The 16,118-nt window shown below is 50.6% G+C and carries 17 protein-coding genes; 11 read left to right on the forward strand and 6 right to left on the reverse strand.

Annotated elements, in window-relative coordinates; translation table 11 throughout:
* Positions 1 to 113 precede the first annotated feature (113 nt).
* From OGV71_RS13320 to OGV71_RS13330, 3 genes are all read right to left on the reverse strand, one after another.
* Positions 114 to 932, reverse strand: a complete 819-nt coding sequence (locus OGV71_RS13320; RefSeq protein ID WP_021578624.1) for a DUF3037 domain-containing protein — start codon at positions 930 to 932, stop codon at positions 114 to 116.
* A complete protein-coding gene (locus OGV71_RS13325; protein WP_121581645.1) occupies positions 929 to 1,669 on the reverse strand; it encodes a HipA family kinase in 741 nt (246 codons plus the stop codon). The genes OGV71_RS13320 and OGV71_RS13325 overlap by 4 nt, the downstream gene beginning before the upstream one ends.
* A 100-nt stretch (positions 1,670 to 1,769) precedes the next feature.
* The gene (locus tag OGV71_RS13330) at positions 1,770 to 2,012 is read right to left on the reverse strand and encodes a DinI family protein (protein WP_121581643.1); all 243 of its coding nucleotides are present in this window, start codon (positions 2,010 to 2,012) and stop codon (positions 1,770 to 1,772) included.
* Positions 2,013 to 2,091: 79 nt separating this feature from the next.
* On the opposite strand from OGV71_RS13330, the gene OGV71_RS13335 reads away from it, so the two are divergent.
* Entirely contained in the window at positions 2,092 to 2,481 is a 390-nt protein-coding gene (locus tag OGV71_RS13335; protein WP_024199385.1) for a HumD family translesion DNA polymerase, read from the forward strand.
* Positions 2,482 to 2,695: 214 nt separating this feature from the next.
* Here the strand turns inward: OGV71_RS13335 and OGV71_RS13340 are convergent, their stop codons facing one another.
* Positions 2,696 to 3,637 carry a formate/nitrite transporter family protein gene (locus OGV71_RS13340; protein ID WP_003028193.1) on the reverse strand — a complete coding sequence of 314 codons (942 nt, stop codon included), beginning with the start codon at positions 3,635 to 3,637 and terminating at the stop codon, positions 2,696 to 2,698.
* A gap of 288 nt (positions 3,638 to 3,925) precedes the next feature.
* On the opposite strand from OGV71_RS13340, the gene mlaA reads away from it, so the two are divergent.
* Positions 3,926 to 4,681, forward strand: coding sequence for a phospholipid-binding lipoprotein MlaA (mlaA, locus tag OGV71_RS13345; protein ID WP_003028190.1), 756 nt, complete (start codon positions 3,926 to 3,928; stop codon positions 4,679 to 4,681).
* Between the two features lie 59 nt (positions 4,682 to 4,740).
* On the opposite strand, the gene fadL is transcribed toward mlaA, so the two are convergent.
* Positions 4,741 to 6,072, reverse strand: a complete 1,332-nt coding sequence (gene fadL, locus OGV71_RS13350; protein ID WP_032941151.1) for a long-chain fatty acid transporter FadL — start codon at positions 6,070 to 6,072, stop codon at positions 4,741 to 4,743.
* Positions 6,073 to 6,443: 371 nt separating this feature from the next.
* On the opposite strand from fadL, the gene OGV71_RS13355 reads away from it, so the two are divergent.
* From OGV71_RS13355 to sixA, 4 genes are all read left to right on the forward strand, one after another.
* The gene (locus tag OGV71_RS13355) at positions 6,444 to 6,728 is read left to right on the forward strand and encodes a YfcZ/YiiS family protein (protein ID WP_003028186.1); all 285 of its coding nucleotides are present in this window, start codon (positions 6,444 to 6,446) and stop codon (positions 6,726 to 6,728) included.
* 176 nt (positions 6,729 to 6,904) lie between these two features.
* Positions 6,905 to 8,215, forward strand: coding sequence for an acetyl-CoA C-acyltransferase FadI (fadI, locus tag OGV71_RS13360; RefSeq protein WP_204583393.1), 1,311 nt, complete (start codon positions 6,905 to 6,907; stop codon positions 8,213 to 8,215).
* Positions 8,215 to 10,362 (forward strand): fatty acid oxidation complex subunit alpha FadJ, encoded by a 2,148-nt coding sequence (gene fadJ / locus OGV71_RS13365; protein ID WP_204583394.1) that lies wholly within the window; start codon positions 8,215 to 8,217, stop codon positions 10,360 to 10,362. The genes fadI and fadJ overlap by 1 nt, the downstream gene beginning before the upstream one ends.
* Before the next feature lie 208 nt (positions 10,363 to 10,570).
* Positions 10,571 to 11,056: a phosphohistidine phosphatase SixA gene (gene sixA, locus OGV71_RS13370; protein WP_003028179.1), complete on the forward strand. Its 486-nt coding sequence runs from the start codon at positions 10,571 to 10,573 to the stop codon at positions 11,054 to 11,056.
* 80 nt (positions 11,057 to 11,136) lie between these two features.
* Here sixA and smrB read toward each other — a convergent pair whose 3' ends face one another.
* Positions 11,137 to 11,688 carry an endonuclease SmrB gene (gene smrB / locus OGV71_RS13375; RefSeq protein WP_003839296.1) on the reverse strand — a complete coding sequence of 184 codons (552 nt, stop codon included), beginning with the start codon at positions 11,686 to 11,688 and terminating at the stop codon, positions 11,137 to 11,139.
* Between the two features lie 166 nt (positions 11,689 to 11,854).
* On the opposite strand from smrB, the gene prmB reads away from it, so the two are divergent.
* Genes prmB through OGV71_RS13400 form a run of 5 tightly spaced genes read left to right on the forward strand, consistent with a single transcriptional unit; the run spans position 11,855 to position 16,097 of the window.
* Positions 11,855 to 12,787 carry a 50S ribosomal protein L3 N(5)-glutamine methyltransferase gene (prmB, locus tag OGV71_RS13380; RefSeq protein ID WP_003028173.1) on the forward strand — a complete coding sequence of 311 codons (933 nt, stop codon included), beginning with the start codon at positions 11,855 to 11,857 and terminating at the stop codon, positions 12,785 to 12,787.
* A gap of 39 nt (positions 12,788 to 12,826) precedes the next feature.
* On the forward strand, positions 12,827 to 13,912 hold the full coding sequence (gene aroC, locus OGV71_RS13385) for a chorismate synthase (RefSeq protein ID WP_003028170.1): 1,086 nt from the start codon (positions 12,827 to 12,829) through the stop codon (positions 13,910 to 13,912).
* A 3-nt stretch (positions 13,913 to 13,915) separates the two neighbouring features.
* Positions 13,916 to 14,740: a penicillin-insensitive murein endopeptidase gene (gene mepA / locus OGV71_RS13390; RefSeq protein WP_003028168.1), complete on the forward strand. Its 825-nt coding sequence runs from the start codon at positions 13,916 to 13,918 to the stop codon at positions 14,738 to 14,740.
* The gene (locus OGV71_RS13395; RefSeq protein WP_003028167.1) at positions 14,740 to 15,549 is read left to right on the forward strand and encodes a sulfite exporter TauE/SafE family protein; all 810 of its coding nucleotides are present in this window, start codon (positions 14,740 to 14,742) and stop codon (positions 15,547 to 15,549) included. The genes mepA and OGV71_RS13395 overlap by 1 nt, the downstream gene beginning before the upstream one ends.
* Complete coding sequence (locus OGV71_RS13400; RefSeq protein WP_003834819.1) at positions 15,549 to 16,097, forward strand: elongation factor P hydroxylase; 549 nt, start codon at positions 15,549 to 15,551, stop codon at positions 16,095 to 16,097. The genes OGV71_RS13395 and OGV71_RS13400 overlap by 1 nt, the downstream gene beginning before the upstream one ends.
* Positions 16,098 to 16,118 lie beyond the last annotated feature (21 nt).

Below are 16,118 nucleotides of genomic sequence, written 5' to 3' on the forward strand. Positions count from 1 at the left end.
AGTGCGAGTATTGAATGATTGCCAGTCACGGCGGATTGTACTTAAGTAATATGACGGTTCAAGGCGTTTAATCTGAAATACGAAATAAAAACCCGGCGCAGAGGCCGGGTCGATTAAATAGATGCTTTTGCAAAATCGATTATAGACTTTTCATCATTGTGTCTAAAGTGTGCAAGGTTGTTACGGTCAAACGTTCTCCGAATCTCATCCATAGCTTTCGCTTCAGAGGTACTCGGATTTTTATGACCATCAATAGTAAAAAGAACATTGGCTAGATTCAGCAATTTCTCATCAGCAGCTCGCTTAACTCTTGATACCCATGAGTCGCAGTGTTCCATCATCTTACCTGGTTCCTGCTGGACGAACGCTAGTGGCTTGATAGCACAAAGTACTTCATCTTCCTGCTTGGCAACGAACGGCATTGAAAACCTGATCAAATCCCCGCCGAATGTTTCCTTACGGAAAATATTTTGCAGTTCTGCATAAGAATTCAGCCGTCCTTTTAGCTCTCTGGTAAGAATCTCTTCTCTACGCTCTTTGTTATAATCTGTATGGTTTACAAATTTTGCATACAGCCTTTGTAGCTCTTGCTCTGGGTTTTCAGCCAGAACTACGCGTGTTGAGCTGAAGTGAAAAATTGACTCCCTTTTAGCCGTCAAATAGCTGAAGAAATTGGCGACATCATCGGCCGTTTTAACGTTTTTTGTCTGCTCTTGAGCAAAGGCCAGCTCCCTGGCAACAGCATCTTTAGCCAAGGGAAAGATAGTGTCATCTTTGAAGAAAGACGTAACCCTGGCGTCATTACTTTGAGTTAGTCGGAAGAGGAATATGTGTTTTTGAGGTGCGCAGACGACTACGCCGATGTTTGCAAACTCTTCAGTTTCAGCAAACGGCGCATATCTTACAATGCTGTATAGACATGGCGTAGTCATTTGATTTTACTCCAAAATACATCTGTTTCGTTACGATTCAATAGCTTTTCAATTCGAGAAAAACACTCTTCTCGTTCTTCTTGAGTCTCTGGCAACCATTCATCAGGGATGATCTCTACGCATAAAGGTAGGATTTCCTTAGTGCGGATTAGTTCATCTTCAGAGAGTGGTCTGTCGACAATATCAAACCACCACTTACGGTGCCGCGGTGCATAGACATGATAGTCAAAAGCTTCCTCATCATCATTTTGGTCGAAGGCGAGATTATGATCAATCAGGTAATATCTATTGTTACGGTAATCAAAAATAATATTCACATTACCACCCTGCGGTGACAGGGTACGATCTGAGTTATTTATCCATCTATCAAAGAGATAGATTTTCTTTTGGTCTTGTTCGTCAACGTTAGTGTGGGCTTGGGTAAAAGTTATAGGGGCTACGCCCGGGATAAATTTTGTTGCAAACGCATAACCCTCGTTTAAGGCATTTCGCCATTCAGGCACATACTGAGTTAAAGCCCGGTCTACATATGCCGTACCAAAATCAGGCAATGAGAGACCCAGTTCCAAACCAATGTGTGCTGATACCCATTCTGCAATAAGTTGTACCCGAGGAACGCTAGGCATGCCCTTTACAACATAAAGCTCACCATCGTCACATTTGCAGAGAAATGGCTCAGTTGCACAGTCAGGTATTCGCCTGATAATTTCGATTACACGCAATGGTTCAATGGGCATGGAGTTGACGAATTTCCTTTTCTTTTCACATTTTTATAATGGATATTAGTCGAAATTCCTCACCCGGGTAACCTGGATTTTTATCAGGGTTTTTGAGCGCTTAGTCTTCAGTTAGCCACATATCCGCCTCTTCAAACATTTCCTGAACAGCTCGGCTTATCTGTTCCTTCTCGTGCTTGCTGGCGTCAGTGTTGATCGCCGGCAGTGTCATCATCGGTTTAACCCGGACATCAGCATCGGGGAAGATCCGGTGAACCCTCTTAGTCAACTCGCCCAGAATGATATCTTTTGCACCGGGCAGACCATCAAAATTCCTTTTGTCATAAACGAGTTCCACGAACATTGCTCATTGCTCCTTTACTGGATGTATATACAGTATTTATACTGTGTTTTTATCCGGTATTCAAGAGAAGGGCGTAAACATGGGCTTTCCTTCACCTGCGGCAGATTATGTTGAAACACGAATCTCCCTCGATCAGCAGTTAATCAGCCAGCCAGCTGCGACTTATTTCATGCGGGCATCGCGTTCACATTTCAGGGAAGGGATAATCCAGGGAGCGTTGCTTGTTGTGGATGCGTCACTTACTGCCTGCGATGGTTCACTGCTGATATGTGCAATCGACGGGGAATTCAGGATCAAGCGATATCGGACTCATCCTCAGCCCCACCTGGTTAATCTGGATAACGGGAGAAGGGAAGCGCTGCCAGCAGATGATGATGGTTACAGTTCTGCGCCCGCTATATTCGGAGTGATCACGTACATCATTAATGATGCCAGAAACGCGGAGTTTGATGACTGCCCGGTGATGTAACGATTTTGATGAGCCAAGGAATGGCCTCAAAAACATGTGTACATAAATGAGTACATAATAATTATGTTAATTGCAGATAAACTTATATTTTATAGTTGGTTACGATTTTGTATAACTGTATCCATTTAACTAAGGGGACGAAGCGGCACGAGTATAGCGTTTTTTACTCACAACGGTAAGTCTCAGGCCGCCCGACTGCTCAAACAGTCACCATTCAGGCCTGTTTTTTCTGGTTTTTCTGCGTTTGCTCATCACGCTTTGCTTGTAACCGGGCTTCTTCCTTGCGTTTGTTGCTCATATCATTGCGGATCTGCGCATGGCTCATCAGCGCGAAAATAAACGTTCCGCCACAGATATTCCCGGCGAGCGTTGGTAGCGCAAAGGGCCAGAAAAAATCACTCCAGTGCAGCGTGCCATTAAAGACCAGATAGAGAATTTCCACGGAGCCAACGACGATATGCGTGGTATCGCCTAACGCAATCAGCCAGGTCATCAGAATAATGACCACAATTTTTGCCGCCCCGGCAGCGGGGAACATCCACACCATCGTGGCAATTAACCAGCCAGAAATGATGGCGTTGGAAAACATCTCCACAGGAGTGTTTTTCATCACATCCATGCCAATTTTGACGAAAGCATCGCGGGTCTCTTCATCAAAAATCGGCATATGTTCAAACGCCCATGCTGCAACCCCGGTGCCAATAATATTACCCAGCAGTACCACGCTCCACAGGCGCATCAACAGGCTAAAATTGCCGAGGGTAGGGTTTTGCATCACCGGCAGTACGGCGGTGACGGTATTTTCGGTAAAGAGTTGTTGGCGGGCCATAATGACAATAATAAAGCCGAAGGTATAACCGAGGTTCTCGAGTAAAAATCCCCCTGGCACACCTTCCAGCTGTACGTGAAAAATCCCTTTAGCCAGTAGCGAGGCGCCCATCGACAGTCCTGCTGCGATGGCTGACCACAGCAGGGCCATTGCGTCGCGCTCCATCTCTTTCTCCCCATCCTGGCGAATATGTTCATGGATCGCCATGGCGCGGGAGGGGAGTCTGTCCTCATCAAGCTCTATCTTTTTCCCTGTTAGTTTTTCATCGCTTTCCACTTCGAGTTCGTCGCTGTGTCGATCAATCTTATCTTTCTTGATGTCATTCATGGCCGAATCCTGAATAAGCACGTATTGCTAAAGCGTAGCGGCTTTTGTCTGAAAATCAGCGGGAGAAAGTCTGAGATAGCAAAAATGGTAACGTTTGTTTTTATCGGGTTAGTTAGAATAGAACCGCCGCGGAGTGCGTATTACCAGGCTATGATCAAATCAGTAAGACAGGGTATATAGACATCATTTGACGTGCTGTTACAATCGCTCACATCTAAACAGGCGGATACGTCATCGTTCCGTCATGGATGGCAATCAGCGATAGCCATAAAACACAGGGAGATACTTATGAAGCTTCGCCTGTCGGCGCTTGCGCTGGGAACCACACTTTTGGTGGGGTGTGCGAGCTCCGGTACTGAGCAGCAGGGGCGTTCGGACCCATTTGAAGGGTTCAACCGTACCATGTACAACTTCAACTTTAACGTGTTGGATCCCTATGTTGTTCGACCGGTAGCAGTGGCCTGGCGTGATTATGTTCCGCAGCCGGCGCGTAATGGTTTAAGCAACTTTACGGGGAACCTTGAAGAACCGGCCGTCATGGTCAACTATTTCCTGCAAGGCGATCCTTATCAGGGGATGGTGCACTTTACCCGTTTTTTCCTGAATACCCTGTTAGGTATGGGCGGCTTTATCGATGTGGCAGGTATGGCTAATCCGAAGTTGCAGCGCGTTGAACCACACCGCTTTGGCAGTACGTTAGGCCACTATGACGTGGGTTACGGGCCGTATATGCAGCTTCCGTTCTACGGTAGTTTCACACTGCGTGATGACGGCGGCGATATGGTCGATACCCTGTATCCGGTACTGTCCTGGCTGACCTGGCCGTTGTCGATAGGCAAATGGACGGTTGAAGGGATTGAAACTCGCGCGCAATTGCTCGACTCTGACGGTCTGCTGCGTCAGTCTTCCGATCCTTACATTATGGTGCGTGAAGCTTACTTCCAGCGCCATGACTTTATTGCGAACGGTGGGAAACTCAAACCAGAAGAAAACCCGAACGCGAAAGACATTCAGGACGATTTAAAAGAGATCGATTCTGAGTAAGGAATTGGGCAAATAAAAAGGTGAGCTAAAAAGCTCACCTTTTTTACGTATGAAGAAAATCAGAATGCGTAGTTCAAGTTCATACCGTACAACCAGGCTTTCCCTTCAGATTCAAAGGAGTATGGGCCTTCTTCGAACTTCACTTTCTGACCGTGCATATAAGAGATGCCAACATCCAACGAGGCATCCTTATTAAAGGCGTAGGTTGTGCCCGCGCTCAGCCAGAAGCGGTCCTGATCCGGAATAGAGATGGAACGACGGTTTGCCGGAACCGGGCTATCATCAAAGGCGATACCGGTACGGAACGTCCAGGTATCATCATAGTAATAAGTAGTACCGAGCGCGATGCGATAGGAGTCTTTGAAGCCTTCTTCTTTATAGAACAAGGTTTGGCCGTTGTTGCCTTTTGCTTTCAGCTCCTGGAACTGACTCCAGCTGGTATAAGCCATGCTGTAGTGAACCGCCCACTGTGGTGCAACGCGGTTATAACCTGAAAACTCCCACATTTCCGGCAGGTTCAGATCAAGTGAACCATCGATCGTACTGCCGTTGGTTCCTGCTGGCAGGCTGGCGAACACTGGACGCAACTGCGCAGGAATACGATCCATTGATGGCAGATTGCTGCGGTAATCACCGTTGAAGTCAATTTTTACTTCAGAACGGTAGGTGAAACCGTAGCGGTTATCTTTGTCTACTTCATAAAGAAGACCAGCATTCCAACCGAAGCCCCATTCGTCACCTTTCAAGCGCGCAATCTGTGTATCTGCCGGATATTGCGCAGCCAGTGATGGAGGAATTCTACCCCCGGAGCCTGCAACGATCTGCTGTGGTAAATCGCCTGCATAGCGTTCAAGCTTCGCTTTGGCATAGATGGCGTTTAAACCGAGACCGAAGCTAAAATGATTGTTCAGGCGATAAGCACCGCTCAGGTTTAGATTGAGCGTTTCCAAATCGGTTTTTCCGCCCATCGAGCCTGCTGTGTAATTATTGTTAAACTCCGTAGCCAGGCCGTAGTTAGAGGTGACTGAGGCCCCCCAACCAAACTGATCGTTAATCGGAGCAACAAAATGCACGTTCGGTATCCAGGCTGTTGGGGCGATATTATCCTGGCTGGCGTCATTGCCAATACGCGAGCGACCGGAAATATCTACATCCGGGTCAACGAAAATTGCACCCGCAGAAAAAGTAGGGCGATCGAACATCATAATCAGTGCCGGGTTACGACTGGCGTTTCCTGCATCATCTGCAATTGCGCCTTCACCCGAATATGCCCGGCCAAGGCCAGAGGAAGAAAATTCGTTTAACTGAAAGCCTGCAGACCAGGCCTGTGTGGAGATAATTGCCACTGCGACTGCGAGAGCAGACTTTGTAAACAGGGTTTTCTGGCTCATGACCATAACCTCATAGATTTATTTTTATACAAACAATGTTACATACCGTAACAGGAGCGCGAAGTGTAGGGTCTGAGGTACGACTTAGAAATCAGACCAGTGGCGTGAGTATAGGTCGGACCAGCTGGAATGTTGCAAGTATGTTTATAAATATTTTCAAATTTGATCAGAGAAACGCGATCCAGCTGGCAAAATTGCGGAGGTGCGCACTCACCTGTTTGGGCGATTTTTGTTTTAGATCATTTTTAAGTGTGATTTCGGTCACTTATCGCATTTCGTACAATTAACGACTGGAGAGGCGAATAATGGGAGCGTAAAATATCCCTATCGTTTATCTGGCACCTCAGGTGCGAATACAGAGGAAATCTACAATGAGTAAATGCAGTGCTGATGAAACCCCGGTTTGCTGCTGTATGGATGTTGGCACCATCATGGACAACTCCGATTGCACCGCGTCCTACAGCCGTGTGTTCGCGAATCGCGCAGAGGCAGAAGAAACACTGGCCGCTCTGACTGAAAAGGCACGTGGCGTGGAATCTGAGCCTTGCCAAATCACTTCGACCTTTACTGAAGTGTCAGAAGGTGTGCGTCTGGATATCGACTTTGTTTTTGCCTGTGAAGCTGAAACGCTGATTTTCCAGCTGGGCCTGCGTTAATCCCCTCTGCAAAAGCCCTTGCTATCTGATAGCAAGGGCTTTTTCGTAACTGTCAGTGATTATTCACTGTGTCTTAGCTCCCACTTTCTTTTCTCCCCGCTTGGCTAAATGTAAAAAATTGGTTAAGACTATGATCAGGTCAGACCACTTATTTTATTTTTTTACAGGGGAGTGTTATGAGTCAGGCTTTACCGCTGGTTACCCGCCAGGGCGACCGTATTGCCATTGTAAGTGGATTGCGTACGCCATTTGCTCGTCAGGCTACCGCGTTTCATGGCATTCCCGCCGTTGATTTAGGTAAAATGGTCGTCGGTGAGCTGCTGGCGCGCAGCGAAATTCCTGCCGATGTGATCGAGCAACTGGTTTTTGGTCAGGTGGTGCAAATGCCTGAAGCACCAAATATTGCTCGTGAAATTGTGCTGGGAACCGGCATGAATGTACATACCGATGCATACAGCGTGAGCAGGGCCTGCGCGACCAGTTTCCAGGCGGTGGCGAATGTCGCGGAAAGCCTGATGGCGGGGTCTATTCGTGCTGGAATTGCGGGTGGTGCGGACTCCTCGTCAGTCTTGCCTATTGGCGTTAGTAAAAAGCTGGCGCGGGTGCTGGTGGATGTCAATAAGGCCCGGACAACCGGTCAACGTCTTAAACTCTTTTCCCGATTGCGCATACGTGACCTGATGCCTGTGCCGCCAGCCGTCGCCGAGTATTCTACCGGTTTGCGTATGGGGGATACGGCTGAGCAAATGGCCAAAACCTATGGTATTACCCGAGAGCAGCAGGATGCTCTGGCGCACCGCTCTCATCAGCGTGCCGCTCAGGCATGGGCTGAAGGAAAGCTGGCAGATGAGGTAATGACTACCTACGCGCCACCGTTTAAAGATCCTTTTTCAGAAGATAACAACATTCGCGGTAACTCTACGCTGGCCGATTACGCCAAACTACGTCCGGCGTTTGACCGCAAGCACGGCACCGTCACCGCGGCAAACAGTACCCCGCTAACGGACGGCGCAGCCGCCGTGATCATGATGACAGAGTCGCGTGCGAAAGAGTTGGGGCTGGTGCCGCTGGGGTACTTGCGTAGTTTTGCTTTTACCGCCATCGATGTCTGGCAGGACATGCTGCTGGGACCGGCGTGGTCAACACCGCTTGCCCTGGAGAGAGCCGGTCTGACGATGGCAGATTTAACCCTGATCGATATGCATGAAGCCTTTGCCGCGCAAACGCTGGCGAATCTTCAGCTGTTGGGTAGCGAACGTTTTGCCCGCGACGTGCTGGGCAGGGGGCATGCCACTGGCGAGGTTGATGACAGTAAATTTAACGTGCTGGGCGGATCGATTGCCTATGGACACCCCTTTGCTGCCACCGGTGCGCGCATGATCACTCAAACCCTCCATGAGCTGCGTCGTCGTGGCGGCGGTTTTGGTTTAGTGACAGCCTGTGCAGCTGGTGGTCTGGGTGCGGCAATGGTTCTGGAGGCGGAATAATGGAAATGACATCGGCTTTTACACTAAACGTACGTCTGGATAACGTTGCTGTTGTCACCATTGATGTGCCCGGAGAGAAAATGAACACCCTGAAAGCAGAGTTTGCTTCTCAGGTGCGGGCCATTCTGAAACAAATCCGCGATAACAAAGCATTGCGTGGTGTGGTGTTTATTTCGGCTAAACCCGATAACTTCATTGCTGGGGCGGATATCAACATGATTGGTAGCTGTCGCAGCGCGCAGGAAGCCGAAACTCTGGCCCGTCAGGGGCAGCAGATGATGGCGGAAATTAATGCTTTACCGATCCCGGTTATCGCCGCGATTCATGGTGCATGCCTCGGCGGTGGCCTGGAGATGGCGCTGGCATGTCACAACCGTATTTGTACCGATGATGCTAAAACCGTACTGGGTTTACCGGAAGTACAACTTGGCTTGTTGCCCGGCTCCGGTGGTACGCAGCGGCTACCGCGCCTGATTGGCGTCAGTACCGCACTGGATATGATCCTCACCGGAAAACAATTACGCGCAAAACAGGCGCTGAAAGTTGGTTTAGTGGATGAAGTTGTACCGCATTCCATTTTGCTGGAAGCGGCCGTTGAACTGGCTAAAAAGGACAGTTCTGCGCAACGAACACTGCCCGTGAGAGAACGAGTGTTGGCGGGGCCGCTGGGGCGGGCGCTGTTGTTCCGCATGGCCAGTAAAAAGACGGCGCAAAAAACGCAAGGTAACTACCCTGCAACAGAACGTATTCTTGAGGTCATCGAAACCGGGCTAGCGCAAGGCAGCAGTAGTGGTTACGACGCAGAGGCCCGCGCGTTTGGTGAGCTGGCGATGACATCCCAGTCTCAGGCGCTACGGCACATCTTTTTTGCCAACACCGACGTGAAAAAGGATCCGGGAAGCGATGCTAAGCCCGGTCCGCTGGACAGCGTTGGCATTTTGGGCGGCGGTCTGATGGGGGGCGGTATTGCTTATGTGACGGCCTGTAAAGGCGGCTTGCCTGTGCGCATCAAAGATATAAACGCTAAGGGAATCAACCATGCGCTGAAGTATAGCTGGGATCAGCTTGAAACGAAGGTTCGCCGCCGTCATATCAAAGCCAGCGAACGCGATAAACAACTGGCGCTGATTTCGGGATCGATCGACTACCGTGGCTTTGCGCATCGCGATTTGATTATTGAAGCCGTGTTTGAAGATTTGTCGCTAAAACAACGGATGGTGGCAGAAGTTGAGCAAAATTGCGCACCTCATACCGTTTTTGCTTCTAACACCTCATCTTTGCCCATTGGCGATATTGCTGCGAATGCTACCAGGCCTGAACAAGTGATTGGTTTACACTTTTTTAGTCCGGTGGAAAAAATGCCGTTGGTCGAAGTGATCCCACATGCCACGACCTCCGAGCAGACGATTGCAACTACCGTTAAGTTAGCGAAAAAACAGGGCAAAACGCCGATAGTGGTCAGAGATAAGGCCGGCTTTTACGTTAACCGCATTTTAGCGCCTTACATTAACGAAGCGATTCGTATGTTGACCGAGGGCGAGCGGGTCGAAACCATAGACGCCGCGCTGGTTAAGTTTGGTTTTCCAGTTGGGCCAATCCAACTTTTGGATGAGGTCGGAATTGATACGGGCACTAAAATTATACCAGTGCTTGAGGCTGCATATGGAGAACGTTTTAGCGCGCCTGCAAATGTTGTTGCTTCAATTTTGAATGACGATCGCAAAGGTAGAAAAAATGGTCGGGGTTTCTATCTTTATGGTGTGAAAGGGCGTAAAAGCAAAAAACAGGTCGACCCTGCAATTTATACGCTTATTGGCGTTCAGGGTCAGGGCCGACTTACCGCTGCGCAGGTAGCAGAGCGGTGCGTCATGTTAATGCTCAATGAAGCAGCTCGTTGTTTCGACGAGAAGATAGTCCGTAGCGCACGTGATGGCGACATCGGCGCTGTATTTGGTATTGGTTTTCCGCCATTCCTCGGCGGCCCGTTCCGGTATATAGATTCACTCGGCGCGGGAGAAGTAGTTGCGACTCTGCAACGGCTGACCACGCAATACGGCTCGCGGTTTGCGCCGTGTGAACAGTTATTGCAGATGGCGGCACACAGTGAAAAATTCTGGAATATTGGGGAAACTGACCTGAATTCATGAGGTCAAAGGTAGGATGAATCCGCACTGAATGTATGGCTCGCGCTCAAAATGTAAACAGAGATTGACTATACTTACGCCGTTGAGGTAAAAAACAGCGTTTCATTCGGTGAATGGATAAGGCACAATGCCGGCCACCATATCGTTATCACAGCCAATAGGGGCTGTGAATAAAGGTATTGGTGATTCTGGTTAACAAAAGCGGTGCAATATGCAAGTTTTTATCATGCGTCACGGCGACGCGGCCCTCGATGCCGCCAGTGATTCGGTTCGTCCCTTAACCTCCTGTGGTTGTGACGAATCTCGCCTGATGGCGAACTGGCTGAAAGGTCAAAAAGTGGATATCGAACGTGTTCTGGTGAGCCCGTTCCTACGAGCCGAACAAACGCTGGATGTGGTGGGGGAATGTATGAACCTGCCAACCGGTGTGGATGTTTTGCCGGAGTTGACTCCTTGCGGCGATGTCGGTCTAGTCAGTGCCTATTTACAGGCTCTGGCCAATGAAGGTATCGCCACGGCACTGGTTATCTCTCACTTGCCTTTAGTGGGGTATCTGGTGTCTGAGCTTTGCCCAGGTGAAACACCGCCGATGTTTACCACATCAGCGATTGCCAGCGTAACGCTTGATGAGAGCGGGAAGGGTACTTTTAACTGGCAGATGAGCCCGTGTAACCTGAAAATGGCAAAAGCGATTTAAAAAGGTTGGTATCGGATAAGGCGCAGCCGTCATCCGAAAATGCAAAGAGCCGCAAACGCGGCTCTTTCTGTTTTTCTGCATCACGGAAGTTCGGGCGGTAGCCACTCTTCTACTTCAATTAGCACCAGCAGCGCGGCGTCGCCACCGTACTCTTTCGGTGCCTGATGAAAAGCCATCACGTGCGGATGCTGGGCCAGCCAAAGCGGCGTTTGCTGTTTCAGAATATGTTTTCCGTGGCCATGCATCACGCAGGCGCAAAATACATGCTCACGACGACAGGCGGCAATCAGCGCGCCTAACTCTTGTTTGGCCTGCTGCTGGGTCAGCCCATGCAGATCGAGAAACAGCTCCGGAGAGTAATCGCCACGGCGCATTTTCTTCAGTTCGAAATGGCTGACGTCGGCACGCAGGTATCTTACCGGACCGTCCGTATTCAGCAGCGGCTGAAACTCATCCGAGAAATAGTGGCTGGCATCAGCTTGCTCCTGTAGCAGTCTTTTAACCGGAACCTCGGCAATTTTTTTACGTGGAGGTCGGTGAACAATGGTGTCCTGTTTAATTTTACGCGTGCCGGTCATCAGCTGGCGAAACAGCGTCTGATCCTCCTCGCTGAGCGATGTTTTCTTTTTCATTCGAGAGTCTCAACTTTTATTTTCCATTAGTTTAACCCGACTCGGCGGGCATCCGATCGCTTAAAACGCAATTTTCGCGCTCAGGCCCTGTGTGAATGCTGATTTATCGCCGTCTTCGTGGCAAACTAGCCGCCGAAATTAATACGAGCATGCCCTGGAGGAATACGTGGATAAAATTTTCGTCGATGAAGCAGTGAGTGAACTGCATACCATTCAGGACATGTTGCGTTGGGCGGTCAGCCGTTTTAGCGCGGCGAACATCTGGTATGGCCATGGCACGGATAACCCATGGGACGAGGCCGTACAACTAGTGCTGCCGTCACTTTATTTGCCGTTGGATATTCCGGAAGACATGCGTACAGCGCGTCTGACCTCCAGCGAGCGTCATCGTATTGTTGAACGCGTGATTCGCCGCGTCAACGAGCGCATTCCGGTTGCTTATCTGACCAACAAAGCCTGGTTCTGCGGGCATGAGTTTTATGTTGATGAACGCGTGCTGGTTCCGCGTTCACCGATTGGCGAGCTTATTAATAACCGCTTTGCGGGCCTTATTAATGAGCAGCCGCAGCATATCCTCGATATGTGTACCGGCAGCGGTTGTATTGCCATTGCCTGCGCGTATGCCTTCCCGGAAGCCGAAGTTGATGCGGTGGATATCTCCACTGACGCGCTGGCGGTGACCGAACACAATATTGAAGAACACGGCCTGATCCATCACGTCACGCCGATCCGTTCCGATCTGTTCCGCGATCTGCTGAAAGTCCAGTATGACCTGATTGTGACCAACCCGCCGTATGTCGATGCGGAAGATATGTCCGATCTGCCAAACGAATATCGTCACGAACCTGAGCTGGGTCTGGCGTCCGGCAGTGATGGGCTGAAACTTACCCGCCGCATTCTGGGGAACGCCCCAGACTACCTGTCAGATAACGGTATTCTGATTTGTGAAGTCGGAAACAGCATGGTACATCTGATAGAGCAATATCCGGATGTACCGTTCACCTGGCTGGAGTTCGACAACGGCGGTGACGGCGTATTCATGCTGACCAAAGAGCAGTTAGTTGCTGCTCGTGAGCACTTCAGCATTTATAAAGACTAATTACACGCGCAAATACACAACACTCATAACGGAGCCGTGATGGCAGGAAACACAATTGGGCAACTCTTTCGCGTAACCACTTTCGGCGAATCACACGGGCTGGCGCTCGGTTGTATTGTCGATGGTGTTCCGCCGGGCATTTCTCTGACAGAAGCTGACCTGCAGCACGATCTCGACAGACGGCGTCCAGGCACATCGCGCTACACTACGCAGCGTCGTGAGCCGGATCAGGTGAAAATCCTCTCCGGGGTGTTCGAGGGCGTTACCACTGGCACCAGCATTGGCCTGCTGATCGAAAATACCGATCAGCGTTCACAGGATTACGGCGCGATTAAGGACGTTTTTCGTCCAGGACACGCCGACTATACCTATGAGCAGAAATATGGCCTGCGCGACTACCGTGGTGGCGGACGTTCTTCCGCACGTGAAACAGCGATGCGCGTGGCGGCCGGAGCGATTGCCAAAAAATATCTGGCGGAAAAGTTCGGCGTTGAGATTCGCGGTTGCCTGACGCAGATGGGTGATATTCCGCTGGAGATCAAAGACTGGTCCCAGGTGGAACTTAACCCGTTCTTTTGTCCGGACCCGGATAAACTCGAAGCGCTGGACGAACTGATGCGCGGGCTGAAGAAAGAGGGCGACTCCATCGGGGCGAAGGTGACCGTTGTTGCAAGCGGTGTGCCTGCGGGTCTTGGCGAACCTGTATTCGACCGCCTGGATGCCGACATCGCCCATGCGCTGATGAGCATTAACGCCGTTAAGGGCGTTGAGATTGGCGACGGATTTGACGTTGTTGCGCTGCGTGGCAGCCAGAACCGAGATGAAATCACCAAAGAAGGTTTCCAGAGTAACCATGCGGGCGGCATTCTGGGTGGGATCAGCAGCGGGCAACAAATCATTGCTCATATGGCGCTGAAACCGACGTCCAGTATTACCGTTCCAGGGCGCACCATTAACCGCTTTGGTGAAGAAGTCGAAATGATCACTAAAGGTCGTCACGATCCGTGCGTTGGGATCCGCGCCGTACCGATCGCCGAGGCGATGCTGGCGATCGTATTGATGGATCACCTGCTGCGTCAGCGGGCGCAAAATGCGGACGTGAAGACCGATATTCCACGCTGGTAAGAGATGAAAAAAACGGCACTTGCGGCGCTGGCTCTGTTTGCCAGTACCGCCTGTCTGGCGGCGACGCCCTGGCAGAAAATTACCCATCCGGTTGCGGGCAGCGCGCAGTCTATCGGCGCGTTTTCCAATGGCTGTATTGTTGGCGCAGATACGCTGCCTGTACAGTCAGAACATTATCAGGTGATGCGCACCGATCAGCGTCGTTACTTTGGCCATCCGGATCTGGTGAGGTTTATCCAGCGTCTGAGTAATCAAGCTAATAGTCAGGGGCTGGGCACGGTGTTAATCGGTGATATGGGTATGCCGGCCGGTGGGCGATTCAATGGCGGTCACGCCAGCCACCAGACGGGACTGGATGTGGATATTTTCCTGCAACTGCCGAAAACGCGCTGGACCCAGTCGCAACTGCTGCGGCCGCAGGCGTTAGATCTGGTCTCACAGGACGGCAAACGTGTTGTGCCATCACTGTGGAAACCGGAGATTTTTAGCCTGGTAAGGCTGGCTGCAAAAGATAATGAAGTAACGCGTATTTTCGTGAATCCGGCGATTAAGCAACAACTTTGTCTGGATGCAGGGACCGACAGGGACTGGTTGCGTAAAGTGCGGCCATGGTTCCAGCATCGTGCGCATATGCACGTGCGGTTACGTTGCCCTGCCGACAGCCTTGAGTGCGAAGATCAACCGTTACCGCCACCGGGTGACGGCTGTGGCGCAGAGCTGCAAAGCTGGTTCGAACCTCCAAAACCTGGAACCACCAAGCCTGAGAAGAAGACACCGCCGCCGTTGCCGCCTTCCTGCCAGGCGCTACTGGACGAGCATGTACTCTAATGGATCATTTTGCCTCTCTGTTTATGGTGTCGCCACTGCTGCTAGGTGTGCTGTTTTTTGTGGCGATGCTGGCAGGTTTTATTGATTCTCTGGCCGGAGGCGGTGGTCTACTCACCATCCCGGCATTGATGGCGGCCGGGATGCCACCTGCGCAAGCGCTGGCGACCAATAAGTTGCAGGCCTGCGGGGGATCTATCTCTTCCTCCCTCTATTTTATTCGTCGTGGCGTGGTTAATCTGGCGGATCAGAAGCTCAATATCTTCATGACGTTTGTCGGATCAATGAGCGGGGCGCTATTGGTTCAGCACGTGCAGTCAGATGTTCTGCGCCAGATCCTGCCGGTTCTGGTTATATGTATTGGCCTTTACTTTCTGTTGATGCCGAAAGTGGGGGAAGAGGACCGACAGCGTCGATTGCACGGTTTACCTTTCGCGCTGGTGGCGGGAGGCTGCGTCGGTTTTTACGATGGCTTTTTTGGTCCGGCGGCAGGGTCGTTCTACGCGCTGGCCTTTGTCATGCTGTGCGGATACAACCTGGCGAAATCGACGGCCCACGCCAAAGTATTAAATGCCACATCGAATATCGGTGGGTTGTTGTTGTTTGCCCTCGGCGGCAAAGTGATTTGGGCGACAGGTTTTGTGATGCTCATTGGCCAGTTTATTGGCGCACGGATGGGCTCTCGACTGGTGCTCAGCAAAGGACAAAAACTCATTCGGCCAATGATCGTTATTGTCTCCGCCGTGATGAGCGCCAAGCTACTTTATGATAATCATGGACAGGAGATTCTCCACTGGCTGGGGATGAACTAATGAATAATACGCATCACTACGAACAGTTAATTGAGATTTTTAACGGCTGCTTTGCCGATGAATTTAATACCCGTCTGATTAAAGGCGACGACGAACCGATCTATCTTCCTGCGGATGCGGAATTACCGTATCACCGTATCGTTTTTGCGCATGGTTATTACGCCAGTGCGTTACACGAAATTTCACACTGGTGCATCGCCGGTAAAGCCCGTCGTGAGCTGGTCGATTTTGGTTACTGGTACTGCCCGGACGGACGCGACGCGAAGACACAATGCCAGTTTGAAGATGTGGAAGTGAAGCCGCAGGCGTTTGACTGGTTGTTTTGCATGGCGGCGGGGTACCCGTTTAACGTCAGTTGCGACAACCTCGAAGGGGACTTTGAACCAGACCGCGTGGTATTCCAGCGCCGTGTTCATGCTCAGGTAATGGAGTACCTGGAAAAGGGGATCCCTGAACGTCCGGCGCGTTTTATTAACGCGTTACAGAATTATTATCACACGCCTGAACTTACGGCGGAACAATTCCCGTGGCCCGAAGCGCTCAACTGAAGCTGCTGCCACGTTTACAAT

The organism is Citrobacter sp. Cf088 (assembly GCF_030334295.1).
Classification (GTDB): Bacteria; Pseudomonadota; Gammaproteobacteria; order Enterobacterales; family Enterobacteriaceae; genus Citrobacter; species Citrobacter freundii.

Coding starts and splice junctions, on each gene's coding strand:
- OGV71_RS13320 (WP_021578624.1), bottom strand. CDS start 932: ATGACTACGCCATGTCTATACAGCATTGTAAGATATGCGCCGTTTGCT.
- OGV71_RS13325 (WP_121581645.1), bottom strand. CDS start 1,669: ATGCCCATTGAACCATTGCGTGTAATCGAAATTATCAGGCGAATACCT.
- OGV71_RS13330 (WP_121581643.1), bottom strand. CDS start 2,012: ATGTTCGTGGAACTCGTTTATGACAAAAGGAATTTTGATGGTCTGCCC.
- OGV71_RS13335 (WP_024199385.1), top strand. CDS start 2,092: ATGGGCTTTCCTTCACCTGCGGCAGATTATGTTGAAACACGAATCTCC.
- OGV71_RS13340 (WP_003028193.1), bottom strand. CDS start 3,637: ATGAATGACATCAAGAAAGATAAGATTGATCGACACAGCGACGAACTC.
- mlaA (WP_003028190.1), top strand. CDS start 3,926: ATGAAGCTTCGCCTGTCGGCGCTTGCGCTGGGAACCACACTTTTGGTG.
- fadL (WP_032941151.1), bottom strand. CDS start 6,072: ATGAGCCAGAAAACCCTGTTTACAAAGTCTGCTCTCGCAGTCGCAGTG.
- OGV71_RS13355 (WP_003028186.1), top strand. CDS start 6,444: ATGAGTAAATGCAGTGCTGATGAAACCCCGGTTTGCTGCTGTATGGAT.
- fadI (WP_204583393.1), top strand. CDS start 6,905: ATGAGTCAGGCTTTACCGCTGGTTACCCGCCAGGGCGACCGTATTGCC.
- fadJ (WP_204583394.1), top strand. CDS start 8,215: ATGGAAATGACATCGGCTTTTACACTAAACGTACGTCTGGATAACGTT.
- sixA (WP_003028179.1), top strand. CDS start 10,571: ATGCAAGTTTTTATCATGCGTCACGGCGACGCGGCCCTCGATGCCGCC.
- smrB (WP_003839296.1), bottom strand. CDS start 11,688: ATGAAAAAGAAAACATCGCTCAGCGAGGAGGATCAGACGCTGTTTCGC.
- aroC (WP_003028170.1), top strand. CDS start 12,827: ATGGCAGGAAACACAATTGGGCAACTCTTTCGCGTAACCACTTTCGGC.
- mepA (WP_003028168.1), top strand. CDS start 13,916: ATGAAAAAAACGGCACTTGCGGCGCTGGCTCTGTTTGCCAGTACCGCC.
- OGV71_RS13395 (WP_003028167.1), top strand. CDS start 14,740: ATGGATCATTTTGCCTCTCTGTTTATGGTGTCGCCACTGCTGCTAGGT.
- OGV71_RS13400 (WP_003834819.1), top strand. CDS start 15,549: ATGAATAATACGCATCACTACGAACAGTTAATTGAGATTTTTAACGGC.